Source organism: Kitasatospora sp. NPDC057965 (genome assembly GCF_042887135.1).
GTDB lineage: Bacteria > Actinomycetota > Actinomycetes > Streptomycetales > Streptomycetaceae > Kitasatospora.
On sequence record NZ_JBHVPZ010000007.1, the window covers coordinates 333,135 to 357,639 of the forward strand.

The 24,505-nt window shown below is 74.2% G+C and carries 21 protein-coding genes; 13 read left to right on the forward strand and 8 right to left on the reverse strand.

Translation table 11 applies throughout. The features are described 5' to 3' along the window. Nucleotides 1–31 precede the first annotated feature (31 nt). The gene (locus ACFVVU_RS12125) at nucleotides 32–592 is read left to right on the forward strand and encodes a GNAT family N-acetyltransferase (protein ID WP_387789554.1); all 561 of its coding nucleotides are present in this window, start codon (nucleotides 32–34) and stop codon (nucleotides 590–592) included. 130 nt (nucleotides 593–722) lie between these two features. Here the strand turns inward: ACFVVU_RS12125 and ACFVVU_RS12130 are convergent, their stop codons facing one another. Further along, complete coding sequence (locus ACFVVU_RS12130; RefSeq protein WP_387789556.1) at nucleotides 723–1,757, reverse strand: MFS transporter; 1,035 nt, start codon at nucleotides 1,755–1,757, stop codon at nucleotides 723–725. Between ACFVVU_RS12130 and ACFVVU_RS12135 the strand changes: the two genes are divergently transcribed. The 3 genes from ACFVVU_RS12135 to ACFVVU_RS12145 all read left to right on the forward strand — a co-directional run bounded on the left by ACFVVU_RS12135 (nucleotide 1,716) and on the right by ACFVVU_RS12145 (nucleotide 3,756). After that, nucleotides 1,716–2,144 carry a hypothetical protein gene (locus ACFVVU_RS12135; protein WP_387789557.1) on the forward strand — a complete coding sequence of 143 codons (429 nt, stop codon included), beginning with the start codon at nucleotides 1,716–1,718 and terminating at the stop codon, nucleotides 2,142–2,144. The two genes, ACFVVU_RS12130 and ACFVVU_RS12135, sit on opposite strands and share 42 nt — an antisense overlap. A gap of 56 nt (nucleotides 2,145–2,200) precedes the next feature. Further along, on the forward strand, nucleotides 2,201–3,013 hold the full coding sequence (locus ACFVVU_RS12140) for an enoyl-CoA hydratase/isomerase family protein (RefSeq protein ID WP_380687361.1): 813 nt from the start codon (nucleotides 2,201–2,203) through the stop codon (nucleotides 3,011–3,013). Nucleotides 3,014–3,168: 155 nt separating this feature from the next. Continuing rightward, a complete protein-coding gene (locus ACFVVU_RS12145) occupies nucleotides 3,169–3,756 on the forward strand; it encodes a hypothetical protein (RefSeq protein ID WP_387789559.1) in 588 nt (195 codons plus the stop codon). A 53-nt stretch (nucleotides 3,757–3,809) separates the two neighbouring features. On the opposite strand, the gene ACFVVU_RS12150 is transcribed toward ACFVVU_RS12145, so the two are convergent. After that, entirely contained in the window at nucleotides 3,810–5,027 is a 1,218-nt protein-coding gene (locus tag ACFVVU_RS12150) for an acyl-CoA dehydrogenase family protein (RefSeq protein ID WP_387789560.1), read from the reverse strand. 123 nt (nucleotides 5,028–5,150) lie between these two features. Between ACFVVU_RS12150 and ACFVVU_RS12155 the strand changes: the two genes are divergently transcribed. After that, entirely contained in the window at nucleotides 5,151–5,777 is a 627-nt protein-coding gene (locus tag ACFVVU_RS12155) for a TetR/AcrR family transcriptional regulator (RefSeq protein ID WP_355368581.1), read from the forward strand. A 147-nt stretch (nucleotides 5,778–5,924) separates the two neighbouring features. Continuing rightward, nucleotides 5,925–7,379: a cellulase family glycosylhydrolase gene (locus ACFVVU_RS12160; protein WP_387789562.1), complete on the forward strand. Its 1,455-nt coding sequence runs from the start codon at nucleotides 5,925–5,927 to the stop codon at nucleotides 7,377–7,379. A 99-nt stretch (nucleotides 7,380–7,478) separates the two neighbouring features. Here ACFVVU_RS12160 and ACFVVU_RS12165 read toward each other — a convergent pair whose 3' ends face one another. After that, nucleotides 7,479–9,503, reverse strand: coding sequence for a M3 family metallopeptidase (locus ACFVVU_RS12165; RefSeq protein ID WP_387789564.1), 2,025 nt, complete (start codon nucleotides 9,501–9,503; stop codon nucleotides 7,479–7,481). A gap of 294 nt (nucleotides 9,504–9,797) precedes the next feature. Between ACFVVU_RS12165 and ACFVVU_RS12170 the strand changes: the two genes are divergently transcribed. Beyond that, complete coding sequence (locus tag ACFVVU_RS12170) at nucleotides 9,798–11,513, forward strand: bifunctional 3'-5' exonuclease/DNA polymerase (protein ID WP_387789565.1); 1,716 nt, start codon at nucleotides 9,798–9,800, stop codon at nucleotides 11,511–11,513. 4 nt (nucleotides 11,514–11,517) lie between these two features. Here ACFVVU_RS12170 and dhaM read toward each other — a convergent pair whose 3' ends face one another. Next, nucleotides 11,518–11,910 carry a dihydroxyacetone kinase phosphoryl donor subunit DhaM gene (gene dhaM, locus ACFVVU_RS12175; protein WP_387789567.1) on the reverse strand — a complete coding sequence of 131 codons (393 nt, stop codon included), beginning with the start codon at nucleotides 11,908–11,910 and terminating at the stop codon, nucleotides 11,518–11,520. A gap of 125 nt (nucleotides 11,911–12,035) precedes the next feature. Between dhaM and dhaK the strand changes: the two genes are divergently transcribed. After that, nucleotides 12,036–13,031 (forward strand): dihydroxyacetone kinase subunit DhaK, encoded by a 996-nt coding sequence (gene dhaK, locus ACFVVU_RS12180; RefSeq protein ID WP_387789569.1) that lies wholly within the window; start codon nucleotides 12,036–12,038, stop codon nucleotides 13,029–13,031. Between the two features lie 19 nt (nucleotides 13,032–13,050). Next, complete coding sequence (gene dhaL / locus ACFVVU_RS12185) at nucleotides 13,051–13,707, forward strand: dihydroxyacetone kinase subunit DhaL (protein WP_387789571.1); 657 nt, start codon at nucleotides 13,051–13,053, stop codon at nucleotides 13,705–13,707. A 47-nt stretch (nucleotides 13,708–13,754) separates the two neighbouring features. Here dhaL and ACFVVU_RS12190 read toward each other — a convergent pair whose 3' ends face one another. Further along, complete coding sequence (locus ACFVVU_RS12190) at nucleotides 13,755–14,930, reverse strand: PP2C family protein-serine/threonine phosphatase (RefSeq protein WP_380685850.1); 1,176 nt, start codon at nucleotides 14,928–14,930, stop codon at nucleotides 13,755–13,757. A gap of 318 nt (nucleotides 14,931–15,248) precedes the next feature. On the opposite strand from ACFVVU_RS12190, the gene ACFVVU_RS12195 reads away from it, so the two are divergent. Next, the gene (locus ACFVVU_RS12195; RefSeq protein WP_380685848.1) at nucleotides 15,249–15,467 is read left to right on the forward strand and encodes a heavy-metal-associated domain-containing protein; all 219 of its coding nucleotides are present in this window, start codon (nucleotides 15,249–15,251) and stop codon (nucleotides 15,465–15,467) included. 73 nt (nucleotides 15,468–15,540) lie between these two features. Further along, nucleotides 15,541–17,856 (forward strand): heavy metal translocating P-type ATPase, encoded by a 2,316-nt coding sequence (locus tag ACFVVU_RS12200; RefSeq protein ID WP_387789574.1) that lies wholly within the window; start codon nucleotides 15,541–15,543, stop codon nucleotides 17,854–17,856. A 90-nt stretch (nucleotides 17,857–17,946) separates the two neighbouring features. On the opposite strand, the gene ACFVVU_RS12205 is transcribed toward ACFVVU_RS12200, so the two are convergent. From ACFVVU_RS12205 to ACFVVU_RS12215, 3 genes are all read right to left on the reverse strand, one after another. Further along, entirely contained in the window at nucleotides 17,947–18,666 is a 720-nt protein-coding gene (locus ACFVVU_RS12205; RefSeq protein WP_380690376.1) for an SDR family NAD(P)-dependent oxidoreductase, read from the reverse strand. A gap of 539 nt (nucleotides 18,667–19,205) precedes the next feature. After that, complete coding sequence (locus ACFVVU_RS12210) at nucleotides 19,206–20,495, reverse strand: citrate synthase (protein ID WP_380688356.1); 1,290 nt, start codon at nucleotides 20,493–20,495, stop codon at nucleotides 19,206–19,208. Between the two features lie 224 nt (nucleotides 20,496–20,719). Further along, nucleotides 20,720–22,894, reverse strand: a complete 2,175-nt coding sequence (locus ACFVVU_RS12215; RefSeq protein WP_380688358.1) for an ATP-dependent RecD-like DNA helicase — start codon at nucleotides 22,892–22,894, stop codon at nucleotides 20,720–20,722. A gap of 216 nt (nucleotides 22,895–23,110) precedes the next feature. On the opposite strand from ACFVVU_RS12215, the gene ACFVVU_RS12220 reads away from it, so the two are divergent. Next, on the forward strand, nucleotides 23,111–23,905 hold the full coding sequence (locus tag ACFVVU_RS12220; RefSeq protein WP_380688354.1) for a VOC family protein: 795 nt from the start codon (nucleotides 23,111–23,113) through the stop codon (nucleotides 23,903–23,905). A gap of 48 nt (nucleotides 23,906–23,953) precedes the next feature. Further along, nucleotides 23,954–24,406, forward strand: coding sequence for a GNAT family N-acetyltransferase (locus ACFVVU_RS12225; RefSeq protein ID WP_380688352.1), 453 nt, complete (start codon nucleotides 23,954–23,956; stop codon nucleotides 24,404–24,406). Nucleotides 24,407–24,505 lie beyond the last annotated feature (99 nt).

Here is a 24,505-nt window from a genome sequence, read left to right on the forward strand (position 1 = left end):
CACCACCGACCCCGCCGCGAAAGGCCCGCCCATGTTCGCCGTCCCCCTCGCCGAGAACGCCGAGCTCCGCCCACTGGAGCCCTGGCAGGCACCCGAGTACCTGGAGCACATCGAGCGCGGCCGGGCCCACATCGACGCCTGGATCGGCTGGGCCGCCCTGGCCACCGACCTCGACTCGGCCCGCGCCGTGCTGCAGCGCTACGCCGACCGGCAGGCCGCCGACGGCTCCCGCCTCTACGGCATCTGGCGGAACGGCACGCTGGTCGGCGGCGTGATGTTCGTGCAGTTCGACGCCAAGAGCGGCAACTGCGAGATCGGCGTCTGGACCGAGCCCGCCGGCCAGGGCCACGGCCTGGTCACCACCGCTGTCCGGCACCTGATCGACTACGCCTTCACCGTCCGCGGCATGCACCGGATCGAGTGGCACAACCGGCCGGAGAACGTCCGAAGCCGGTCGGTGGCCCAGCGCCTGGGCTTCACGCTGGAGGGTGTCATGCGGGAGAGCTACCTGCACGGCGGCGTGCACCACGACGGCGAGGTCTGGTCGCTGCTCACCCACGAGTGGAAGCCGCAGGGCGCCCCCGCCTCCTGACGGCACGGCGGCGGGGCCGGTGAACGACCCCCCGGCCCCGCCGCTCCCCCGCTCCCCCGCTCCCCCGGCCCGCTCCCCCGGCCCGCTCTTCCCGGCCCCGTCTTCCCCCGGTCCCCGGCCCGTGCCCCGCTCAGGCGGCCAGCGCCTGCTCCCCGGACACCGGCTCCGCCGGCGCCGCCGGCTTCCGCAGCCGCAGCGTGAGCAGCACCGCCAGCGCCATCACCCCGGCCGCCGAGAGGAAGACGGCGTCCACCGCGCCCACGAACCCGGTCACCGCGTGCTCCCGGGCGGCGCCGCTCAGGGCGCCGACCGCCCCCAGCGGCATCCCCGGCTCGTACCGCTCGAACACCCGGGCCAGCGCGGTGCCGAACAGCGCCGCCCCCAGCGCACCGCCCAGCGTCTGGAAGAACCGGATGCCGGTGGTCGCCACGCCCAACTGGTGCGGCGGCGCCGCGAGCTGGACGACGGTGATCAGGTGGCCGATCAGCTGGCCGAGCCCGACCCCCAGCAGCGCCAGCTCGGCCCCCACCAGCCAGAGCGACGTCCCCGGCCCGCTCAGCCCGAGCAGCAGCAGCGCCGCCGCGGTGCACCCGGAACCGGTGGCCAGCACCGTGCGGACCGACCAGCCCCGCGCCGTCAGCCGGCCGACCACCAGGCCGATCGCGGTCATCCCGACCGCCATCGGCAGCAGGAAGAGGCTGGCCGAGGTCGCGGCGATGCCCCGGGCGACCTGCAGGTAGAGCATCACGTACATGATCGCGCCGGTCAGGCCCATGCCGACCAGTCCCTGCACCACGAAGCCGATCCGGATTTCCGGGATCCGGAACAGCGAGAGCGGCAGCACCGGTTCGGCCGCCCTCGCCTGCCGCCACAGGAAGAGGCCGAGCGCCAGCAGGGTCGCCGCGGCCAGGCCGAGCAGCTGCGGGGACGTCCAGCCGTACGTCTTGCCGCCCCACTCGGTGACCAGCAGCAGGCCGGTGGCGAACGCGGCGGCCAGCGCCGCGCCGGGGAAGTCCAGCCCCCGGTGGCCGACCGAGGCGGGCAGCCGCAGCACCAGCGCCGCGCCGACCAGGACGAACAGGCCGATCGGCAGGTTGACGTAGAAGATCCAGCGCCAGCCGAGGTGGTCCGCGAGCAGCGCGCCGATCAGCGGACCGAGGGCCATGCCGCCGCCGGCGACGACGCCGCCCAGCGCGCCGCCCCCGCCGCCGCGACCGGGCTGAGCGACCAGCGGCAGGTGATCGACGTGGTCCGGCTGGTCCACCGCACCCCGGTGCTGGCGCTGCGGGCGTACGCCGGGTTCTACACCAAGGCCCGCGCCGAACTCGCCGCCGAATTGCTCGCCCAGGATCCGGAGCACGACCCGCTGGCCGCCAAGGCCGCCGCCTCCCAGCTGCTCGGCATCCAGCTGATGCTGACGGAGGAGAACCAGCGCCGGATGCTGGCCGGCGAGCGGGCGGCGGACGTCCTTCCCGAGGCCCTCGCCGACGCCCACCGGGCCTTCGCGCTGGTCGAGCGCGGACTCGGCGACTACGGCGCCACCCGGCCCTGACCGGCACCGCCGCGCTCTGCGAGAGTGTCCGCACCCACACCCTCCCGGAGGTGCCCATGGCCACCAGGCCGCTGCTGACCCGCGAGCGCGCCCCGCTGCCCACCGGGGCCGACGGCCTCAACGCCCACGTCGGCGAGGACGGCGTCGCGGTCCTGGAGTTCGACCGCCCGCACCGGCGCAACGCCGTCACCCTGGCGATCTGGCAGGCGCTGCCCGAGGTGCTGAAGCGGCTCGCCGGGGAACCGGGGGTACGCGCCCTGCTGGTCACCGGCGCCGGCGGCACCTTCAGCGCCGGCGCGGACATCGACGAACTCGCCGGCGTCTACGGCGATCCGGACCGCGCCGACGCCTACCACGCGGTCAACGTCGCCGCCGAGGAGGCGCTGGCGGCCTTCCCGCACCCGACCCTCGCCGTGGTGCACGGCGCCTGCGTCGGCGGCGGCTGCCAGCTGGCGCTCGCCTGCGACCTGCGGTTCGTCGCCGAGGACGCCCGGCTCGGCATCACCCCGGCCAAGCTGGGTGTGGTCTACCCGGCGGTGCCGACCCTGCGGCTGGCCCGGCTGGTCGGCCCGGCCCGCGCCAAGTACCTGCTGTTCTCCGGGGAGTTGCTGCCCGGACCGCGGGCCGCCGCGCTGGGCCTGGCCGAACGCGTCCTGCCGGCCGCCGAACTGGACGCGGCGGCACTGGAGTTCGCCCGGCTGCTGACCACCCGCTCGCCGCAGACCATCGGCGCCGTCAAGGCCGCCCTGGCCGTCCCGCCGGAGCAGGCCGCCGCCGCGCTCGCCCCCTGGGAGCGGCGCTCGCGCGAGACGCCGGACGTCCGCGAGGGCCTGGCCGCCTTCCTCGAACGCCGCCCGCCCCGGTTCTGATCCCTCGTCCGCCCCGCGCCCGCATCCGTTCCGAGCCCTCACCGGTGCCGCCCGGCTGCGAGCCCTCACCGGGGGACGGCGGGCCGGGGACAGGTCGATACGATCACCCGATCGAATACGACCGATTCACCGCCGTCCCCTTGGAGCACCACGCGATGACCGCCCCCACGCCCGCGACGTCCTGGGCCCGCCGGATCACCGACGGACTGGAACCGAAGAACGTCATCATCGCGATGCTGCTCCTGCTCGGCGGGGCCCGCTACGGCTGGACCGGCCTCGCCTGGGCCGCGTTCGCCGCCCTCTTCACCGCCGTGATCCCCACCCTGCTCATCCAGTACGGGATGCGCCGGGGCACTGTGGACGACCGGCACGTCGGCAACCGCAGCCGGCGCCTGACGCTCTTCCCGCTCATCATGGTCTCGGTCGCGATCGGCCTCACCGGGATGCTCCTCGCCCACGCGCCGCGCGACCTCACCGCGGTGGTGCTGGCGATGTTCGCCTCGCTGGTCCCGATCCTGGTGATCACCGCCTGGTGGAAGGTCTCGGTGCACACCGCCGTGGCGAGCGGTGCGGTGGTCTGCCTGGCCGTCGCGCTCGGAGCGTGGTGGCTGCTGCTGCTCCCGCTGGTCGCGGTGATCGGCTGGTCCCGGGTGGTGCTGCGGGACCACACCGTGGCGCAGACGGTCGTCGGCACGGCGGTGGGCGCCCTCTCGGCCGGGCTCACCTTCTGGGCCGCCCGGTAGCGGCGGCCCGATGACGGTCACCCGGTGGCGGCGGCCCGCCGGAGCGGCGGCGGTCAGCGGATCGGCAGCCCGGAGATCGCGCGGGCGATGACCAGCCGCTGGATCTCACTGGTGCCCTCGAAGATCGAGTAGATCGCGCTGTCCCGGTGCATCCGCTCGACCGGGTACTCCCGGGTGAAGCCGTTGCCGCCGAGGATCTGCATCGCCTGCGCGGTGACCCACTTCGCGGTCTCGCCCGCGTACAGCTTGGACATCGAGCCCTCGGCCGCGGTGAACGGCTGCTTGGTGGCGGCCATCCAGGAGGCCCGCCACACCAGCAGCCGGGCCGCGTCGATCCGGGTCCGCATGTCCGCCAACTGGAAGGCCACGCCCTGGTTGTCGATGATCGGGCGGCCGAACTGGACCCTGGTCCTCGCGTAGTCGAGCGCCACCTCGTAGGCGGCCCGGGCGATGCCGATCGCCTGCGCGCCGACGGCCGGCCGGGAGGCCTCGAAGGTGGCCATCGCGGCATTCCGCCCGCCCTTGCGGACGCCCTCGCGGGCCCGCGCAAGCCGCTCGTCCAGCTTCTCCCTGCCGCCGAGCAGGCAGTGCCCGGGCACCCGGACGGAGTCCAGCACCACCTCGGCGGTGTGCGAGGCCCGGATGCCGTGCTTCTTGAACTTCTGGCCCTGGCTGAGGCCGGGCGTGCCCGGCGGCACCACGAAGGAGGCCTGCCCGCGCGCGCCGAGCGCCGGGTCGACGGTGGCGACGACCACGTGCACGGCGGCGATCCCGCCGTTGGTGGCCCAGGTCTTGGTGCCGTTCAGCACCCACTCGTCGGTGGCCTCCTCGTACCGGGCCCGGGTGCGCAGCGCGGAGACGTCGGAGCCGGCGTCCGGCTCGGAGGAGCAGAACGCGGCCACCTTGACGTCGTCCGGGGTACCGAACATCTGCGGGGCCCAGGTGCCGATCTGCTCGTCGGTGCCGTTGGCGAGCACCGCGACGGCGGCGAGGGTGGTGCCGACGATCGACAGGCCGAGCCCGGCGTCGCCCCAGAACAGCTCCTCCATGGCGATCGGAATGCCCACGCCGGAGGGGTCGAAGTACTGCTGGGCGTAGAAGTCGAGCGAGTAGACGCCGATCTTGGCGGCCTCCTGGATGATCGGCCAGGGGGTCTCCTCCCGCTCGTCCCACTCGGCGGCGGCGGGCCGCAGCACATCGGCGGCGAAGCCGTGCAGCCAGTCGCGGACGGCGATCTGGTCCGGACCCGGGTCCAGCGAGAAGGTGCTCATGGGTGGGGGCCTCCGAGGAAGGGTGCGACCGACCGGGGTGTTACCGCCGGTAACATCGTCGGAGTCTGCTACTGCTTGGTAACCGGTGTCAACGCCCGTACGCACGAAACGAGGGAACCGCGCATGGATCCAGAGCCCCGCCGGGAACAACTGCTCAACGCCGCCGACCGGGTCATCCAGCGCGAGGGCCCGGGCGCCAGCATGAACGCCATCGCCGCCGAGGCCGGCATCACCAAGCCGATCCTCTACCGGCACTTCGGCGACCGGAACGGCCTGGTCCGGGCTCTGACCGAGCGTCACACCGGCGGGCTGCTGGCCGCCGTCCGGGCCGCGCTCGCCGAACCGCTGGAACGCCGCGACCGGGTCGAGCACGTGCTGGACACCTATCTCGCCGGGATCGAGGCCCGCCCGCAGGTCTACCGGCTGCTCACCCACCCCGAGCCGGGTGACCCCAGCGGCGCGGGCAACGCGCTCGCCCCGGCGCTCCAGCAGATCGCCGAGGAGATCACCCGGGCCGTCGCCGCCCAGATCGACCTCGGCGCCGACCGCGAACTGCTCGCCGAGGCCTGGGGCCGGGCCATCACCGGCATGGTGCTGGCGGCCGGCGACTGGTGGCTGGAGTCCCGGCCCTGTTCACGCACCCGGATGGTCCAGGCCCTCGCCGACCTGCTCTGGGGCCGGCTGGCCGCCGCCGCCGACCTGCCGAGCGCCGTCCTGCCCGCCGGCCCGGCGCCGGAGCCGACCGACTGAGCCGACCGACTGAGCGCACCGGCCGAGGGCACCGGCCGAGGGCCGCCGGGCGGGCTTCTCGAACGGCCGCCCGGCACCGCGCTCTTGTGGCGGCCGTGCCCGCCCCGGCATCATCGGGCCCCACCCTCGCCCGCCCCGGAGGTCCCGATGCGCCCCCGCCGCACCGCCGCCACCCTCCTGCTCGCCGCCGCCCTAGCCCTCCCGGCCGTCCCGGCCCGGGCCCAATCCCCCTCCCCCGCACCGGCGTTCCCCACCGGGACGGCCACCGCCCCGGACGGCCGCACCGACCTCACCGACGCCGCCGGCCGCCGGCTCCGGCTGCGCGGCTTCAACCTCGACAAGTACGCCGAGGCCACCGAAGGGGACGTCCGGTCCATCGCGGCCCAGGGCTTCACGCTGATCCGCCTGCCCGTCTCCTGGACCAGGCTGGAGCCCGTCCGCGGCCACCTCGACCCCGCCGAACTGCGAAGGCTGCAAGCGCTGCTCGGCTGGGCGGACCGCTACGGCGTGCTCGTCCTGGTCGACTTCCACCAGGACGTCTACGGCCCGCGGTTCGTCGGCGGCACCAACGGCGTCCCACCCTGGGCCACCCGCGACGACGGCCTGCCCTTCGAGGCGGACCCCGACGACTGGTTCGCCGGCTACTTCCAGCCCGCCGTCCAGGCCGCCTTCCGGCACCTCTACGACGACCCCGACCTGCGCGCCTGGCAGGCCGACTTCTACACCCGGCTGGCCCGCGAACTGCGCGGCCACCGCTCGCTGCTGGGCTACGACCTGTTCAACGAGCCGTTCGGCCCGGTGGACGGCGACCCGGCCGACCCGCAGGTGCTGGCGCGCTCCGCCGCCGAACTGGAGCAGGGCCGGCTCGCCGCCATGTACCGCCGGCTGATCGCCGCCGTCCGCCGAGTGGACGCCCGTGCCTGGCTGTTCGTCGAACCGACGGTCCTGGTCGGCCAGGGCGTCCCGACCCGGCTGCCCGGCTTCGCCGACCCGCGCCCGGGCGCGCCCCGGCTCGGCTACGCGCCGCACTTCTACGACACCGCCGTCGAGTCCGGTGCCGACTGGGACCCGTCCGGCGGCTTCGTCGAGCGCTACACCGCCGCCGTCACCGCCTACCCGGCCGCGCACCGGCTGCCGGTCCTGGTCGGCGAGTGGGGCCCGCCCGACTCCCGCACCCCCGGCAACACCCTGCTGGTGCGCCGTCAGGTCGACGCGATGGACGGCTTCGCGGCCGGCTGGACGATGTGGTACTGGTGCCGGGGCAACGGCGGCTACTGCGTGCTCGACCCCGCCGGGCGGCCCGCCCCGGGCGACGGACCGGCCTTCGGCCCGTACCCCGTCGCGGTCGCCGGCACCGCCGTCCGCACCGGCGCGGACGGCACCCGGCACACCGTCCGCTGGCAGGCCGACGGCACCGGCCGGTCCACCGAACTCGCCCTGCCCGCCGCCGGCTTCCCCGCCGGGGCACGGGTGACCGTCACCCCGGACGGCGCGCTCGCCGAGGTCGAGCAGCCCGGCGGCGAGCACGCCGGCCGGGTCCGGGTCCGGCTGCCGCACGCCCGCCCGGGCACCCCGGTCACCGTCACCGTCGAGCCGCGCTGAGGCGTGGGCGCGGCCCGGCGGCACCGACCGTGCCGCCGGGCCGGGCCGCTCGCCCGCCGCCGGGCCGTACCCGCCCGGGATCGTTCCGGCCGCCCGGGCTCAGACCAGCCCGCGCCGGGCCAGCAGCGGCCCGGTCTCCGGGTCGCGTCCGACCACCGCGCGGAAGGAGTCCAGCGCGTCCCGGCTGTCGCCGCGCGCCAGCAGCTCGCGCCGGAACACCTCGCCGCTCTCCCGCACGCTCCGGCCGTCGCCCTTGAACCACTCCACGGTGTCCGCGTCCAGCACCTCCGACCAGATGTACGCGTAGTAGCCCGCGCTGTACCCGCCCGCGAAGATGTGCCCGAAGTAGGTGGTCCGGTAGCGCGGCGGGATCGCCGCCACCGCGAGCCCGGCCCCGGCCAGCGCCGCCGCCTCGAACTCCCGGGCGTCCGCGATCTCCTGGCCCTCCGGCAGGGTGTGCCAGGCCCAGTCCAGCAGGGCCGCCGCCAGGTACTCGACGGTCCGGAAGCCCTGCCCGAAGGACTCCGCCGCGGCCATCCGCTCGACCAGCCCGGCCGGCAGCGGCTCGCCCGTCTCGTGGTGCCGGGCGTAGTTGGCCAGCACCTCCGGCCACACCATCCACATCTCGTTGACCTGCGAGGGGAACTCCACGAAGTCCCGCGGCACCGCCGTACCCGCCACGTACGGGTGGCGGACGTCCGAGAACAGCCCGTGCAGCGCGTGCCCGAACTCGTGGAACAGCGTGCGGACCTCGTCCCAGGAGAGCAGCACCGGCTCGCCGGGCGCCGGCTTGGCGATGTTCAGGTTGTTGTAGACCACCGGCCGCTGCCCCAGCAGACCGGACTGGCTGACCAGTTCGTCCATCCAGGCACCGCCGCGCTTGGACGCCCGGGCGTGGAAGTCGCCCAGGAACAGGCCCAGCGCCGAGCCGTCCGCGTCGAACACCTCGAAGACCCGGGTGTCCGGGTGGTAGCCGACCAGGTCCGGCCGCTCGGTGAAGGTCACCCCGTAGGCCAGGTTGGCGGCGAAGAACACGCCGTCCCGCAGCACCCGCTCCAGCTCGAAGTAGGGGCGCAGCGCCCCCGCGTCCACCCGGTACGAGGTCTGCCGGACCTGCTCCGAGTAGTACGCCCAGTCGTGCGCGGCGATCTCGTCGACACCGTCGGCGGCGGCGACCTTGGCCAGCTCCTCGGCCTCGCGACGGGCGTTCGCCACCGCCGGCGGCACCAGCCGGGCGAGCAGCGCGTCCACCGCCTCGACGGTGCCGGCCGTCTCGTCGGCCACCACGTAGGCGGCGTGGGTGTCGTGGCCCAGCAGCCGGGCCCGCTCGGCGCGCAGCGCGGCCATCCGGATCGCCAGCGGGCCGTTGGTGTCGACGGCGCGGTCCAGCGAGGCGGCGAGCAGCCGCTCGCGCACCGAGCGGTCGGTCAGCGAGGCGAGTTCGGTCTGGTTGGAGAAGTTCTTCAGGCTCAGCACGTACTTGCCCGGGTGCCCGAGCGCCCGGCCGTTCTCGGCGGCCGCCGCGACCTCGTCGGCCGAGAGGCCGGCCAGCTGCTCGGCGGAGTCCAGCACCAGCGCCCTGGCCTGCGAGTCGGCGGACACGTTCTGCCGGAACTCCGAGGAGGCGGCGGCCAGTTCGGTGTTGATCGCGCGGAGCCGCGCCTGCTGCTCGGCGCCCAGCCGGGCACCGGCCCGGACGAACGCGGTGTGGCGGCGCTCCAGCAGCCGCAGCGTCTGCGGGTCGAGGTCCGCCTCGGCGCGGCCGGCGTGCAGCTCCTCGATCCGGGCGAACAGCGCGGCGTCCAGGTGGATCGCGTCCCGGTGGGCGGCCAGCCGGGGGCTGATCCCGGCGTCGATCCGGTCGACCTCGGGGGTGGTGTCGGCGGCGGAGTGGTTCTCGAAGACCACCTTGACCCGGTGCAGCAGCCTCCCCGAGCGCTCCAGCGCGAGCAGAGTGTTCTCGACCGTCGGCGGCTGCGGGTCGGCGGTGATCGCGGCGATCTCGGCGAGCTGCTCGGCCATCCCGCGCTCGAAGGCGGGCAGGTAGTGCTCCGGCCGGATCTCGGCGAACGGCGGCAGTTCGTAGGCCAGGGTACTGGGCCTGAAGAACGGGTTCTCGGTCATTTCGCCGACCTTACGCGCTGTCATCGGCGCTGCCCACACCCTTTCCGGCACCGTCCGGCGCACCTGCGGCGGCACGCGCCGGGGGCGTCCCGGGGCCCGCTCCGGACGGCGCGGCTCCGGTTGTCGTACCCTCCCGCTACCGTCGACACCGGCCGACCGTACGCCCCCGGACGGCCCGGCCGGGCCACGGTCCGCGCCGGAGTCCGCGCCGGAGTCCACGCCGGAGTCCGCGCGCAAGCCCGTCCACAGTCCGCACCGAGCCCGAACAGCGCCCGCACGGGAGGAGGAGCCCAAATGGCACCCCGGATCGCCCTCGCCCCCGATCCGCACGGCCCCGGCGGCCGGCTCCGGCCGCTCGACGACGCCGGCGCCCCGCTCGGCCCGCCCGAACCCGTGGCCGACCTCGCCGCCGCCGTCGCCGCCCGGGAGGCCGCCGAGCATCCCCGGTGGGTGTGGGCCGCCGCCGACTCCGGGTACGCGCCGCTGCTCCCCCGGCTGCCCGACCGGCTCGCCCGCTGCCACGACCTCCGGCTGGTCGAGGCGCTGCTGCTCGCCCACGAGGGCCGGTTCGGCGCCCCGCGCTCGCTCGGCGCCGGCTGGGCCCGGCTGCGCGGGCTGCCGGTCCCGGCCGACCTGCCCGAGCCCGGCTCCGCCGAGGCCGGCGACGGCCAGGACACCCTGTTCGCCCCCGACCGGCTCCAGCTGCCGCCCGGCACCGACCCGCTGGCCGCCGTGGTCGCCGTGCACGCCGAACAGCAGCGCCGGCTCGCCGCGATCACCGACCCGGCCGCCCGCGCGCGGTTCCGGCTGCTGGCCGCCGCCGAGTCGGCGGGCGCGCTGGCCGCCGCCGAGATGGCCCACGACGGCCTGCCCTGGAGCGTCGACGTCCACGACCGGCTGCTCACCGAACTGCTCGGCCCGCGCCCCACCGTCCCCGGAACCCAGCCCCGGCTGCTCGCCGAGCTCGCCGTCGAGCTCCAGCGGGCGCTCGGCGGGCGCCCGTTCAACCCCGACTCGCACAGCCAGGTGCTGCGCGCCTTCGCCGACGCCGGCATCCCGCTCGGCTCCACCCGCTCCTGGGAGCTGAAGACGATCGACCACCCGGCGGCCCGGCTGCTGGTCCGCTACAAGGAGCTGTCCCGGATCCACGTCGCGCACGGCTGGGCCTGGCAGGACGCCTGGGCCCGCGGCGGGCGGTTCCGCCCCGAGTACGTGGTCGGCGGCGTGGTCTCCGGCCGCTGGGCCAGCCGGGGCGGCGGCGCGCTGCAGATCCCGCGCATCCTGCGCCGCGCCGTGGTCGCCGACCCGGGCTGGCTGCTGGTGGTCGCCGACGCCGCCCAGCTGGAGCCGCGGGTGCTCGCCGCGCTCTCCGGGGACGCCGGGCTGGCCCGTACCGCCGCCGGCGGCGACCTTTACGAGGCACTGGCCGCCACCGCCTTCCAGGGCGACCGCGACAAGGCCAAGCTCGGCCTGCTCGGCGCCATGTACGGCCAGACCAGCGGCGACATCGGCCCGCTGCTGACCACCCTGCGCAGCCGCTACCCGGCCGCGATGGGCTACGTCGAGGCGGCCGCCCGCACCGGCGAGGACGGCGGCGTGGTCGCCTCCCGGCTGGGCCGCCCGTGCCCGCCCGCCTCGGCCGACTTCCTCGACCTCACCGAGGCACCCGGGGCGGCGGGTGACGCCGGCGGCCGGTCCGCCCGCGCCCGCGGCCGGTTCACCCGCAACTTCGTCATCCAGGCCAGCGCCGCCGACTGGGCGCTCGCCCTGCTGGCCGCGCTGCGCCGCCGGCTCGCCGAGCTCCCGGTGGCCACCGCGGCCGACCGCCCGCACCTGGTGTTCTTCCAGCACGACGAGGTGATGGTGCACACCCCGGCCAACCTGGCCGACGAGGTGGCGGCGGTGGTCGACGCCGCGGCGGACGAGGCCCGCCGGCTGGTCTTCGGCGACACCCCGGTGCGGTTCCCGCTCAGCACCGCCGTGGTGGAGTGCTACGCCGACGCCAAGTGAACCGTCACAGCTTGCGGAAGCCGCGCGCCTCCTCGGCCGCCGCCACCACCTCGGCCAGCGGGGCCCCGGTCGAGGCGGTCACCGCCGCGGCCACCGCGCCCTCCACGAACGGCGCGTCGACCAGCACCACGCCGGGGCGCGGCTCGTCCTCCAGCACGGTCACCGCCGTCAGCACCGAACTCCCGAGGTCCGGCAGCACCGCGACCCCCGCGCCGCCGTCCGCCTCGACCACGGCCCGCGCGATCAGCTCGTCGCTGGTCCCGAGCCCGCCCTCCTCGGTCCCGGCGGCCACCACCACCCGCACCTCGTCCGAGGCGAGCTCGGCCAGCAGCTCCTTCAACCCGCCGGCCAGCGCCGCGCTGTGCGAGACCAGAACGATGCCCACGTGTCCACTCATACCGCCGACCCTAGGGGGTGTGCTCCAGCCGGGTGAGTCACTCCGGCGTGTCGGTTTCCGTGCCCCGGCCCCCCGTCTGGCGTAGCGTCGGGGCAGCACCGTCTGCCGAGGGGAGCGCGTACGCCGTGAAGAAGCTCATCAACGACGCGGAGACCGTCCTGGAGGACGCGCTGGCCGGGGTGGCCGCCGCCCATCCGGAGCTGGCGGTGGACCTCACCAACCGGGTGATCACCCGGGCCGTGCGGCCGGCCGCGCCCAAGGTGGCGCTGGTCTCCGGCGGCGGGTCCGGGCACGAGCCGCTGCACGGCGGCTTCGTGGGGCCCGGCATGCTGGACGCGGCCTGCCCCGGCGAGGTGTTCACCTCCCCCGTCCCGGACCAGATGCTGGCCGCGGCCAAGGCCGTGGACTCCGGCGCCGGCGTGGTGTTCGTCGTCAAGAACTACACCGGCGACGTCATGAACTTCGAACTCGCCGCGGAGCTGGCCGCCGAGGAGGGCGTCGAGGTCCGCACGGTGCTGGTCAACGACGACGTCGCCGTGGAGGACTCCACCTGGACGGCCGGACGGCGCGGCACCGGGGCGACGGTGCTGGTGGAGAAGATCGCGGGCGCGCTGGCCGAGCGCGGCGCGCCGCTGGACGAGGTGGCCGCCCTCGGCCGGCGGGTCAACGCGGCCTCCCGCTCCTTCGCCATCGCGCTGAGCGCGGCGACCGTGCCGGCGGCGGGCAAGCCCGGCTTCGAGCTGGCCGAGGACGAGATCGAGGTCGGCGTCGGCATCCACGGCGAGCCCGGCCGGCGCCGGGAGCGGCTGCGCCCGGCCCGCGAGCTGGTCGCCGAGGTGGTGGAGACGGTCCTCGCCGACCACGACCTGACCGCCGGCGACGAGGTGATCGCCCTGGTCAACGGTCTGGGCGCGACACCGCTGATGGAGCTGTACATCGTCTTCGGCGAGGTCGCCGCCCGGCTGGCCGAGCAGGGCATCACGGTGGCCCGCAGTCTGGTCGGCAACTATGTGACCAGCCTGGACATGGCCGGCTTCTCGCTCACCCTCACCAAGGCCGACGGCCCACTGCTGGAACTGTGGGACGCCCCCGTGGACACCCCCGCCCTCAAGCGCGCCTAGGCCGGACAGGAGCACCGACATGGACGTCGACACCCGCCTCGCCGAGGCCTGGGTCCGCGCGCTGGCCGCCGCCGTCGAGCGGGAGCACGGGCGGCTCACCGAGCTGGACTCCGCGATCGGCGACGGCGACCACGGCAGCAACCTGCGGCGCGGCTTCACCGCCGTGCTGGCCGCCCTGGACGCGCCGGACGCCCCGGCTCCCGCCGGGCCCGGCGCACTGCTGACCAGGACCGGCACCACGCTGATCTCCAAGGTCGGCGGCGCCTCCGGCCCGCTCTACGGCAAGGCGTTCCGGGCGATCGGCGCCGCGCTGCCGCAGCCCGGCGAGGCACCCGCCGACGCGGCCGGGCTCGGCGAGGCGCTGGCGGCCGGTCTGCGGGCGGTGCGGGAGCTCGGCAAGGCCGAACCCGGCGACAAGACCATCGTGGACGCCTGGACGCCCGCCCTGGACACCTACCGCGCGGCGGTCGCCGCCGGCGCCGACCTCCCGGAGGCCACCGCGGCCGCGGCCGCCGGCGCCGAGCGGGGCGCCCTGGCGACCGTGCCGCTGCAGGCCCGCAAGGGCCGCGCCTCCTACCTGGGCCCGCGCAGCACCGGGCACCAGGACCCGGGCGCCACCTCCACCGCCCTGCTCTTCCGCGCCCTCGCCGAGGCTGCTGGTCGCCCGCTCGCCTGACGGCGACGGGGCTCGGGGCGTGGGGCTTCCGGAGACCGACGCGTGTCTCAGGCCGTGTCCGTACGCGTGATCAGCAGCAGCAGCGCGTCGTCCCGCAGTTCGCCGCCGGTGTGCGCCAACAGGTCGGCGTAGACCCGCCCGACCGCCGCCTCCAGCTCCGCCGCGGAGCGGGCCGCGCCCCGCACCAGCGGGCCGACCCGCTCGGCGAGCGGGTAGAACACGCCGCTGTGCCGGTGCTTGGCCTCGATCACGCCGTCCGTGCAGAGCACGAGCACGTCGTCGGTCCCGAACGGCTGGTCCCAGGTGCTCGGTTCGCCGTGGGCCAGCCGGCCCAGGCCGAGCGGCACCCAGGGGTCGGGCGCGTCCAGGACGTGCACCCGGCCGTCCGGGTCCACCCGGATCGGCGGCACGTGCCCGTACTGGAGCAGCTGCACCACGCCGGGCCGGCGGAACTCGGCGAACAGCGCGGTGGTGAACTCGCCGTCCGGCACGTGCCGCTCGACGCTGGCCTCGATCCGGGCGGCCACCCCGCGCAGCCCGGCCTCGTCGTACGCGGCCTCCCGGAAGGCGCCGAGCACCACGGCGGCGGTCTGCACCGCGCCGAGCCCCTTGCCGCGCACGTCGCCGACCGCGACCCGGGTGCCGTGCGGCGTCTCCAGGACGGAGTAGAGGTCCCCGCCGATCCTGGAGGCGTCGGCGGCGGAGACGTACCGCACCGCGAGGTGCAGCGGCCCGACCACCGGGCCGGGCAGCCGCAGCAGCGCGCGCTGCGCGGCCTCCGCGACGGAGCTGACCGCGGCGTAGGCGGCGGCCCGGCGCATCCGGATCCTGGCGACCCAGGCGGAGAACACCGAGAGCAGCAGGTAGCTGACCATCGCGCCCCACAGGAAGCGGACGTCGTTGATGTTGTCGACCTGGTCGTAGTGGCTGAGGCCGAAGACGGTGAGCAGGCCGACCGAGCAGACGCCGAGCAGTTCGAGCGGTCTCAGGGTGAGCGCCGCGATGCTGGGGACGACGGTCATCAGCGGCGCGAGGTAGCGGTCCTGGCCGGAGTACAGGTCGGCGATCCCGACCAGCACGATCGCGATCAGCGCGGGAGTGGCCCGGCGCCAGAACGGGAGGTCGAGCAGGTCGACGGCGAGCAGCGCGCTGCGCCGCCTGGCCGGTGGCTGCCCGACGCCGGTCGGGACGGACGGCGACTGGGCACGGCGGATCGGTGACACATATCGAACATAACGGACGAGCGGTACGCCCACCGCCGCACCCCCGGCCCCTTCGCGCCCCGGGGACCCTCCCGGCCCCTCCCGGCGCCCGAATCCGCCCATGTCACGGCGCGGTTTCGAGCGCGGCGTGTCCGGACGCCTACGCTCTGCTCTCGGAGCGCGCACCGGCCGAGGCCCGGGCGACACCCGAGCGCCAACCGGAATGCGATCCACACCACACCATCCGTACCCCTACGGAATACCCCTTAGGGGTATGGTGTGGTTATCAGCCGGGCCCGGGCGTACGCTCGCGGCCGTACCGACCTTGCGGAGGCCACGATGTCCAGCACCATCACCTACACCGTCACCGGCATGAGCTGCGGACACTGCGAGAGTTCGGTCAGCAAGGAGCTCTCCGCCCTCGACGGCGTCACCGAGGTCTCCGCCGACGCCAAGGCCGGCACCGTCACCGTCTTCGCCGCGGCCCCGCTGGACGACGAGCAGGTGCGCGCCGCCGTCGACGAGGCCGGCTACGAGCTGGTCGGCCGCGCCGCCTGAGAGCCCCCGCCGCGCGGCGGGGGCCCGGCGAACCCCGCCCCCGCCGTGCCCTCCCCTAGGAGCTGATCAGCACATGAGCACCTCCACCTCGGGCTCCACCTCCCCGGACGCGGCGACCGCCATAGCCGGCCAGGAGGACCCCACCGCGGTCCGCGAGCGCGTCGAACTCCAGATCGGCGGCATGACCTGCGCCGCCTGCGCCGCCCGGATCGAGAAGAAGCTCAACCGGATGGCCGGCGTCGAGGCGACCGTCAACTACGCCACCGAGAAGGCCAGGGTCGAGTTCACGCCGGACGTCACCGTGGCCGACCTCATCGCCACCGTGGAGAACACCGGCTACACCGCCGAACTCCCCCCGCCGCCGGTACCCGTCGCCCCGGCCGAGGCCCCCGCCGGCGCCGCCCACCCGCAGCCGGCCGACCCGCTGCTCGACCGACTGCTCGTCAGCGCCGTGCTCAGCCTCCCGGTGGTCCTCTGGTCGATGGTCCCCGCCCTCCAGTTCACCAACTGGCAGTGGCTGGCCTTCGCCCTCACCGGCCCCGTCGTGGTCTACGGCGGCCTGCCGTTCCACCGCGCCGCCTGGACCAACCTCAAGCACGGCGCCGCGACCATGGACACCCTGGTCTCGCTCGGCACCCTGGCCGCCTTCGGCTGGTCCTTCTGGGCCCTGTTCTGGGGCGAGGCCGGCATGCCCGGCATGCGGCACGAGTTCTCGTTCTCGGTCGGCGACACCGACGCCTCGTCCATGCTCTACCTGGAGACGGCCTCCGCCGTCACCGTGCTGATCCTGCTGGGCCGCTACCTGGAGGCCCGCTCCAAGCGCCGCGCCGGGGCCGCCCTGCACGCCCTGCTGGACCTCGGCGCCAAGGACGTCGCCGTGCTGCAGGGCGGCCGCGAGGTGCGGCTGCCCGTCGGGCACCTCACCGTCGGGACGCGGTTCGTGGTCCGCCCCGGGGAGAAGATCGCCACCGACGGCGTGGTCGTCGAGGGCGCCTCGGCCGTCGACGCCTCGATGCTCACCGGCGAGTCGGTCCCGGTGGAGGTCGCCGTCGGCGACACCGTCACCGGCGCCACCGTCAACGCCGGCGGCCGGCTGGTGGTCGAGGCGACCCGGGTCGGCGCCGACACCCGGCTCGCCCGGATGGCCGCGCTCGTCGAGGAGGCGCAGAGCGGCAAGGCCGCCGCCCAGCGGCTCGCCGACCGGATCTCCGCCGTCTTCGTGCCCGTGGTGATCCTCATCGCGATCGGCACCCTGATCGTCTGGCTGCTGACCGCCGACAGCGCCACCGAGGCGTTCACCGCCGCCGTCGCGGTGCTGATCATCGCCTGCCCGTGCGCCCTCGGCCTGGCCACCCCGACCGCCCTGATGGTCGGCACCGGCCGCGGCGCCCAGCTCGGCATCCTGATCAAGGGCCCCGAGGTGCTGGAGAACACCCGCCGGGTCGACACCGTCGTCCTGGACAAGACCGGCACCGTCACCACCGGCCGGATGACCCTGCTCGCCGTACGGACCGCCGAGGGCGTCACCGAGGAGCAGGCACTGCGCCTGGCCGGCGCCCTGGAGCACGCCTCCGAGCACCCGATCGCCGCCGCCGTCGCCGGCGCGGCCGCCGAGAAGCTCGGCACCCTGCCCGCCGTCGAGGGCTTCGAGAACGTCCCCGGCCTGGGCGTGCGGGGCGACGTCGAGGGCCACCGGGTGGTCGCCGGCCGGGAGTCCCTGCTCGCCGAGCACGGCCTGCCGCTGCCCGCCGCGCTCGCCGGGGCCAAGCGCGCCGCCGAGGCCGCCGGACGGACCACCGTCGCGGTCGGCTGGGACGGTGCGGCCCGGGCCGTCCTGGAGGTCGCCGACGCGGTCAAGCCCACCAGCGCCGAGGCCATCGCCGAACTGCGCGCCCTCGGCCTGCGGCCGGTGCTGCTCACCGGTGACAACCGGCTGGTTGCCGAGGCGGTCGCCGCCGAGGTCGGCATCCCGGCCGAGGACGTGTACGCCGAGGTGCTGCCCGAGGACAAGGTGGCCACCGTCGAGATCCTCCAGGCCGAGGGCAGGATCGTCGCGATGGTCGGCGACGGCGTCAACGACGCCGCCGCGCTCGCCCAGGCCGACCTCGGCCTCGCCATGGGCACCGGCACCGACGCCGCCATCGAGGCGGGTGACCTCACCCTGGTCCGCGGCGACCTGCGCTCGGCCGCCGACGCCATCCGGCTCTCCCGCAGGACCCTCGGCACCATCAAGGGCAATCTCTTCTGGGCCTTCGGCTACAACGTGGCGGCGATCCCGCTGGCCGCCGCCGGCCTGCTCAACCCGATGATCGCCGGTGCCACGATGGCCTTCTCCTCGGTCTTCGTGCTCACCAACAGTCTGCGGCTGCGCCGCTTCCGGGCCGCCTGACCCGGGGCGCCCCGGCACCTGGTGCACCCTCCGGACCCGCAGGGCCCGTACCGCGCGTGCGGTACGGGCCCTGCGGGCGTCCGCCCCGGCTCAGCGGCCGAGCAGCTCGCCGCCGTTGCAGTGCAGGATCTCGCCGGTGATGAACCCGGCCTCCGGCGAGGCCAGGAAGTGCACTGCCGCCGCCACCTCGCCGGTCTCCCCGATCCGCCCGAGCAGCGTCCGGGCGGACCGCCGGGAGACCTCCGCCTCGTCCAGCCGCGGCCCGAAGAACTCGGTGCCCGCCACCGTCCCGGGCGCCACGATGTTGGCGGTGATGCCCGAGGTGCCGAGCTGGGCGGCGAGGAAGTGGTTCCAGGCGTGCAGCGAGGCCTTCGCCGCCCCGAACGAGCCGGCCCCGCGCAGGGCGGCGATCGAGCTGATGGTGACCACCCGGCCGGAGCCGGGGGTGAGCCGGTCGCGGATCGACTCGGTGAGCAGGACCACGGTCAGCACGTTGCGCTCGAAGTCCCCGCGCCAGCGGGCCAGCAGGGCGTGCGGCCCGGCGCCGATCACGGTCTCCCGGCTGCCCGCGTTGTTCACCAGCACGTCGATCCGCTCCGGCAGGTCGGCCAGCGCGGCCTCCACGGCGTCCGGGTCGGCGAGGTCACAGACCAGCGGGGTCACGTTCGGTCCGAGCGCCGCGGCGGCGTCCTCCAGCACCACCCGCCGTCGGCCGACGATCACGACCTGTTCGCCCGCCTCGGCGAACCGTCGTGCCACCTCGTACCCGATCCCCGTGCCACCGCCGGTGACAACCACGTTCCTGGTCATCTGCGCACTCCCTCCCCAGCTCCGCCGCCACGCTGCAAGGTGCGCGACGGTCCGTACCGGAATGCCACGATTCCTATCACGCTCGGTTGCCGTGACTGCGGGGAGGGTGACGTCGCCGCCGGTGGAAGGTGTGGTATGGGGGCGGCACGGCACGCACACGGAGCGTGGCGAGAGGCAGCTCACACCCCCCCGGCGTAACTTCTCACACGCTGATACGTCTTAGGTTGGTAGTGCGGCAGTTTTTCGGTGGGCGGAGACGTGGCGAACGGCACAGCGTCGACGCATGACCACCGCTGCCGCCGACGGGGCTCCGGCGGGCCCCGGGTCGGTCGCCGACAGTTGGCGGCCTTCGCGCACGACGCCGGGGTGTGGCGGGACCGGGAACGCTTTGAGCGGCCGTTCCCGGTCCACCGCCGCCCCCGGAGTCGTGCGCCGGACGTTGAGGTGGAGAAGCGCGAGGGCCCGGCCGCAGGAGTGCGGCCGGGCCCTCGTGGCACGGTGTCAGGGCGTGCGCATGGCGTCAGTGCGGGTGCACGGCGTCAGCGGGCGTCGATCTCGACGTAGTCGCGGATCGCGGTGCCGGTGTAGATCTGGCGCGGACGGCCGATCCGGCTGGTCGGGTCCTTGATCATCTCGTGCCAGTGGGCGATCCAGCCCGGCAGCCGGCCGAGGGCGAACAGCACGGTGAACATGCTGGTCGGGAAACCCATCGCCCGGTAGATCAGACCGGTGTAGAAGTCCACGTTCGGGTAGAGCTTGCGCGAGACGAAGAAGTCGTCCTTGAGCGCGTGCTCCTCCAGCTTGAGCGCGATGTCGAGCAGCTCGTCGGACTTGCCGAGCTGGCCCAGCACCTCGTGGGCGAGCAGCTTCACCTGGGCGGCACGCGGGTCGAACGCCTTGTAGACCCGGTGGCCGAAGCCCATCAGCTTGACGCCGGCTTCCTTGTTCTTCACCTTCGTGATGAAGGCGTCGACGTCGCCGCCGTCCTTCTGGATGCTCTCCAGCATCTCCAGCACGGCCTGGTTGGCGCCGCCGTGCAGCGGGCCCCACAGCGCCGAGATGCCCGCCGAGATCGACGCGAACAGGTTGGCGTGGCTGGAGCCGACCAGGCGCACGGTGGAGGTCGAGCAGTTCTGCTCGTGGTCCGCGTGCAGGATCAGCAGCTTGTCCAGGGCGTTGACGATGACCGGGTTGAGCTCGTAGTCCTCGGCCGGGACCGCGAAGGTCATCCGCAGGAAGTTCTCGACGTAGCTCAGGTCGTTGCGCGGGTAGACGAAGGGCTGGCCCATCGCCTTCTTGTACGCGTACGCCGCGATGGTCGGGAGCTTCGCCAGCAGGCGGACCGTCGACAGGTGGCGCTGGGCCGCGTCGAACGGGTTGTGGCTCTCCGGGTAGAACGTCGACAGCGCGCCGACCACCGAGGACAGCATCGCCATCGGGTGCGCGTCCCGGGGGAAGCCCTGGAAGAAGCGCTTGACGTCCTCGTGCAGCAGGGTGTGCTGGGTGATCTCGCGGTTGAACTGCGCGAGCTGCTCGGAGTCCGGCAGCTCGCCGTTGATCAGCAGGTACGCGGTCTCGATGAAGTCACCCTTGGCGGCGAGCTGCTCGATCGGGTAACCGCGGTACCGCAGGATGCCGTTGTCACCGTCCACGAAAGTGATCGCGGACTTGTAGGCGGCGGTGTTGCCGAAGCCGTTGTCCAGGGTGACCAGGCCGGTCTGCGGGAGCAGCTTCGAGATGTCGAAGCCGGCGTTGCCCGCAGTGCTCTCGACGACGGGGTATTCGTACTCGCCGTCCTGGTACCGCAGTACTACCGAGTTGTCGCTCACGTCTTCCTCACCGACGAAATGAATCCTCTTCCAAGGTGCCCTGACTGTCTCTACCATCCCCCATCCGGCGGACAGCCGCGCACCCGGGGTGACCCGAAAGGGCCCGCCCCTACAAAACCTGCCGCCGCCGCCGGTACGAACCGGACAAGATCGGCACCCCACCAGGCTCTGCCGTAAATCTCTTCACGTCAAGAGAACAATAGAGGCAACCATCCCTTGGAGAATCATCCAGACGCAAGCCGGTGGTCCAGCGCCGCATGCCTCCGACCTGCGCTGACGCTGCGAACCGCCTGCCCGATCGCTTTCCGTGACCCGACCAGCACGACCAGTTTTCGGGCCCTGGTCACCGCTGTGTAGAGCAGATTTCGCTGGAGCATCGTCCACGCGGACATGGTGACCGGAATCACCACCACGGGGTACTCGCTCCCCTGCGACCGGTGGATCGTGACCGCGTAGGCGTGCGCCAACTCGTCCAGCTCGTCGAAGTCGTAGGGCACCTCCTCGTCCTCGTCCGTCAGCACCGTCAGGCGCTGGTCGTCCGCGCTGAGGGACGTGACCACTCCCACTGTGCCGTTGAAGACCCCGTTCCGCCCCTTGTCGTAGTTGTTGCGGACCTGCGTGACCTTGTCCCCCACCCGGAACGTCCGCCCGCCGAACCGCCGCTCCGCCAGCCCCTCCCGGGCCGGCGTCACCGCCGCCTGCAGCAGCGTGTTGAGGTTCCCCGCCCCGGCCGGGCCCCGGTGCATCGGCGCCAGCACCTGCACGTCCCGCCGGGCGTCGTAGCCGAACTTCTGCGGGATCCGGCGCGCCACCACGTCCACCGTCAGCCCCGCCGCCCGCTCCGCGTCGTCCTCGGCGAACAGGAAGAAGTCGGGCAGGCCCTCGGTCAGCGGCGGCAGGCCCTCGTTGATCCGGTGCGCGTTGGTCACCACGCCCGACTGCTGGGCCTGCCGGAAGATCCGGGTCAGCCGCACCGACGGGATCGGCCCGCCCTCGGCCAGCAGGTCCCGCAGCACCTCGCCCGCCCCCACCGAGGGCAGCTGGTCCACGTCCCCCACGAACAGCAGGTGCGCCCCCGGCGCGACCGCCTTGACCAGCTTGTTCGCCAGGATCAGGTCCAGCATCGACGCCTCGTCGACCACCACCAGGTCCGCGTCCAGCGGCCGGTCCCGGTCGTACGCGGCGTCCCCGCCCGGCCGCAGCTCCAGCAGCCGGTGCACCGTCGAGGCCTCCACCCCGGTCAGCTCCGACAGCCGCTTCGCCGCCCGCCCGGTCGGCGCCGCCAGCACCACCTTGGCCCGCTTCGCCAGCGCCAGCGTCACGATCGACTTCACGGTGAACGACTTGCCGCACCCCGGCCCGCCGGTCAGCACCGCGACCCTCTCGGTCAGCGCCAGCCGCACCGACTGCTCCTGCTCCGGCGCCAGTTCCGCCCCCGTCCGCCGCGCCAGCCAGGCCAGCGCCGCCGGCCAGTCCACGTCCGCGAACCACGGCATCCGGTCGGTGTCCGCCCGCAGCAGCCGCAGCAACTGGTTCGCCAGCGAGATCTCCGCCCGGTGGAACGGCACCAGGTACACCGCCGTGATCGGCCGGCCGTCGTCCCCCGGCACCTGCTCGCGCACCACCCCCTCCACGGCCACCAGCTCCGCCAGGCAGTCGATCACCAGCCCCACGTCCACCTGGAGCAGCTTCACGCCGTCCGCGATCAGCCGCTCCTCGGGCAGGTAGCAGTGCCCCTGGTCGCTGCTCTGCGACAGCGCGTACTGCAGCCCCGCCTTCACCCGCTCCGGACTGTCGTGCGGGATGCCGACGGCCTGCGCGATCCGGTCCGCGGTGAGGAAGCCGATGCCCCAGACGTCCGACGCCAGCCGGTACGGCTCGTTCTTCACCACCCCGATCGAGCCGTCCCCGTACTGTTTGTAGATCCGTACAGCCAGCGACGTCGAGACCCCGACCCCCTGCAGGAAGACCATCACCTCCTTGATGGCCTTCTGCTCCTCCCACGCGGCCGCGATCTTCTTGGTCCGCTTGGGACCGAGCCCCGGCACCTCGATCAGCCGGCCCGGCTCGTTCTCGATCACCTCCAGGGTGTCCACCCCGAACCGCTCCACGATCCGTTCCGCGAACCGCGGCCCGATCCCCTTGATCAGCCCCGACCCCAGGTACCGCTGGATGCCCTGCACCGTCGCCGGCAGCACCGTGGTGTAGTTCTCCACCACGAACTGCTTCCCGTACTGCGGATGCGACCCCCACCGGCCGTGCAGCCGCAGCGACTCGCCCGGCTGCGCCCCGAGCAGCGCGCCCACCACCGTCAGCAGGTCGTTGCCGCCCCGCCCGGTGTCCACCCGGGCCACCGTGTAGCCGGTCTCCTCGTTGGCGTAGGTGATCCGTTCCAGCACACCCTCGACCTGGGCGAGCTGGCGCGGCGGCGCGGCCGCCTGCGCGGTGCCGCCGGTGGCGGTCCGTGCCCCTGTCTGCCTGGCCACCGGGCCCCCTTCACCGCGCGGGACGACTTCCGCTACGCACCGTACCGTCCGGGTGCGACACCGGGGGCCCGAGTGCCACGCTGGAAGGACGAGGGAGGGGCCAGGCACGTCGTCGAAGGGCAGCACACCATGCTCACCACCGCCTTCCGTCCCGGCTCACCCAACTGGCTCGACCTCACCAGCCCCGACACCGAGGCCTCGGTCGGCTTCTACACCTCGGTGTTCGACTGGACCTACGCCTCGGCCGGTCCCGAGGCCGGCGGCTACGGGTTCTTCCAGCAGGACGGCCGGACCGTCGCCGCGCTCGGACCGTTCACCGACACCCACGCCGCCCCCGCCTGGACCGTCTACTTCTGCACCCTGGACGCCGACCGCACGACGGCCCTAGTCCGCGAGGCTGGCGGCCGGGTCCGCTTCGCCCCGTTCAACGTGTTCACCAGCGGCCGGATGGCCGGCTACACCGACCCCACCGGCGCCGACTTCGCGATCTGGCAGCCGCAGGACGTGCACGGCCTGGACACCGTCACCGAGCCCGGCAGCCTCTGCTGGACGGAGTGCTACAGCGTCGACGCCGAGGCGTCCAAGGCCTTCTACCGCGCGGTCTTCGCCTGGCAGGAACAGGACGTCCCAGTCGGTGGCGAACTCCAGTACACCGTCCTCACCCCGCCCGGCGGCGGCACGGAGGACGCCCACGGCGGCATCATGCAGCTCGGCCCCGAGCAGACCGCCGCCGGCACCTCCTCGCACTGGCTCCCCTACTTCGAGGTGCCCGACGTCGACGCGCGCCTCGCCACCGCGGAGCGCCTCGGGGCCACCGTCCGGATCCCCGCCATGGACGTCCACGGCGTCGGCCGCCTCGGCCAGCTCGTCGACCCGCAGGGAGCCGTTTTCGCGGTCATCACCAGCCCGCCGACCGGCACATGACGCCGGATCACGCCCAAGGGGCCTCCAGGGGCCTTCTAGGGTGTGCCCATGAACGATCTGATCATCCGCCGGGCGACCGAGGACGACCTCCCGGCCATCGTCGCCATGCTCGCCGACGATCCGCTCGGCGCGACCCGCGAAAGCCCCGACGACCTGACCCCCTACCGCACCGCTCTCACGCGCATCGACGCCGACCCGCACCAGCACCTCGTGGTCGCGGAACGCGCCGGCCGGACGATCGGCACCCTCCAACTGACCGTCGTCCCGGGCCTCGCCCGCAAGGGTTCGACCCGCACCGTCATCGAAGCCGTCCGCATCCACGCCGACGAACGCGGCACCGGCCTCGGCACCGACCTGATCCGGTGGGCGATCGACCGCTCCCGCGCGCTGGACGCCGACCTGGTCCAGCTCACCTCCGACGCCACCCGCACCGACGCGCACCGCTTCTACGAGCGCCTCGGCTTCGTTCCCTCGCACATCGGATTCAAGCTCGCCCTCTGACCCGGAAATGCGAAAAGCCCCTGCCGGTATCCCCGGCAGGGGCTTCTCAGAAGAATTGTTCGGCGGCGTCCTACTCTCCCACAGGGTCCCCCCTGCAGT

What these genes read in the sequence shown, in the direction of transcription:
- ACFVVU_RS12125 (WP_387789554.1), top strand. Translation starts at nt 32, where the DNA reads ATGTTCGCCGTCCCCCTCGCCGAGAACGCCGAGCTCCGCCCACTGGAG.
- ACFVVU_RS12130 (WP_387789556.1), bottom strand. Translation starts at nt 1,757, where the DNA reads ATGGCCCTCGGTCCGCTGATCGGCGCGCTGCTCGCGGACCACCTCGGC.
- ACFVVU_RS12140 (WP_380687361.1), top strand. Translation starts at nt 2,201, where the DNA reads ATGGCCACCAGGCCGCTGCTGACCCGCGAGCGCGCCCCGCTGCCCACC.
- ACFVVU_RS12145 (WP_387789559.1), top strand. Translation starts at nt 3,169, where the DNA reads ATGACCGCCCCCACGCCCGCGACGTCCTGGGCCCGCCGGATCACCGAC.
- ACFVVU_RS12150 (WP_387789560.1), bottom strand. Translation starts at nt 5,027, where the DNA reads ATGAGCACCTTCTCGCTGGACCCGGGTCCGGACCAGATCGCCGTCCGC.
- ACFVVU_RS12155 (WP_355368581.1), top strand. Translation starts at nt 5,151, where the DNA reads ATGGATCCAGAGCCCCGCCGGGAACAACTGCTCAACGCCGCCGACCGG.
- ACFVVU_RS12160 (WP_387789562.1), top strand. Translation starts at nt 5,925, where the DNA reads ATGCGCCCCCGCCGCACCGCCGCCACCCTCCTGCTCGCCGCCGCCCTA.
- ACFVVU_RS12165 (WP_387789564.1), bottom strand. Translation starts at nt 9,503, where the DNA reads ATGACCGAGAACCCGTTCTTCAGGCCCAGTACCCTGGCCTACGAACTG.
- ACFVVU_RS12170 (WP_387789565.1), top strand. Translation starts at nt 9,798, where the DNA reads ATGGCACCCCGGATCGCCCTCGCCCCCGATCCGCACGGCCCCGGCGGC.
- dhaM (WP_387789567.1), bottom strand. Translation starts at nt 11,910, where the DNA reads ATGAGTGGACACGTGGGCATCGTTCTGGTCTCGCACAGCGCGGCGCTG.
- dhaL (WP_387789571.1), top strand. Translation starts at nt 13,051, where the DNA reads ATGGACGTCGACACCCGCCTCGCCGAGGCCTGGGTCCGCGCGCTGGCC.
- ACFVVU_RS12195 (WP_380685848.1), top strand. Translation starts at nt 15,249, where the DNA reads ATGTCCAGCACCATCACCTACACCGTCACCGGCATGAGCTGCGGACAC.
- ACFVVU_RS12200 (WP_387789574.1), top strand. Translation starts at nt 15,541, where the DNA reads ATGAGCACCTCCACCTCGGGCTCCACCTCCCCGGACGCGGCGACCGCC.
- ACFVVU_RS12205 (WP_380690376.1), bottom strand. Translation starts at nt 18,666, where the DNA reads ATGACCAGGAACGTGGTTGTCACCGGCGGTGGCACGGGGATCGGGTAC.
- ACFVVU_RS12220 (WP_380688354.1), top strand. Translation starts at nt 23,111, where the DNA reads ATGCTCACCACCGCCTTCCGTCCCGGCTCACCCAACTGGCTCGACCTC.
- ACFVVU_RS12225 (WP_380688352.1), top strand. Translation starts at nt 23,954, where the DNA reads ATGAACGATCTGATCATCCGCCGGGCGACCGAGGACGACCTCCCGGCC.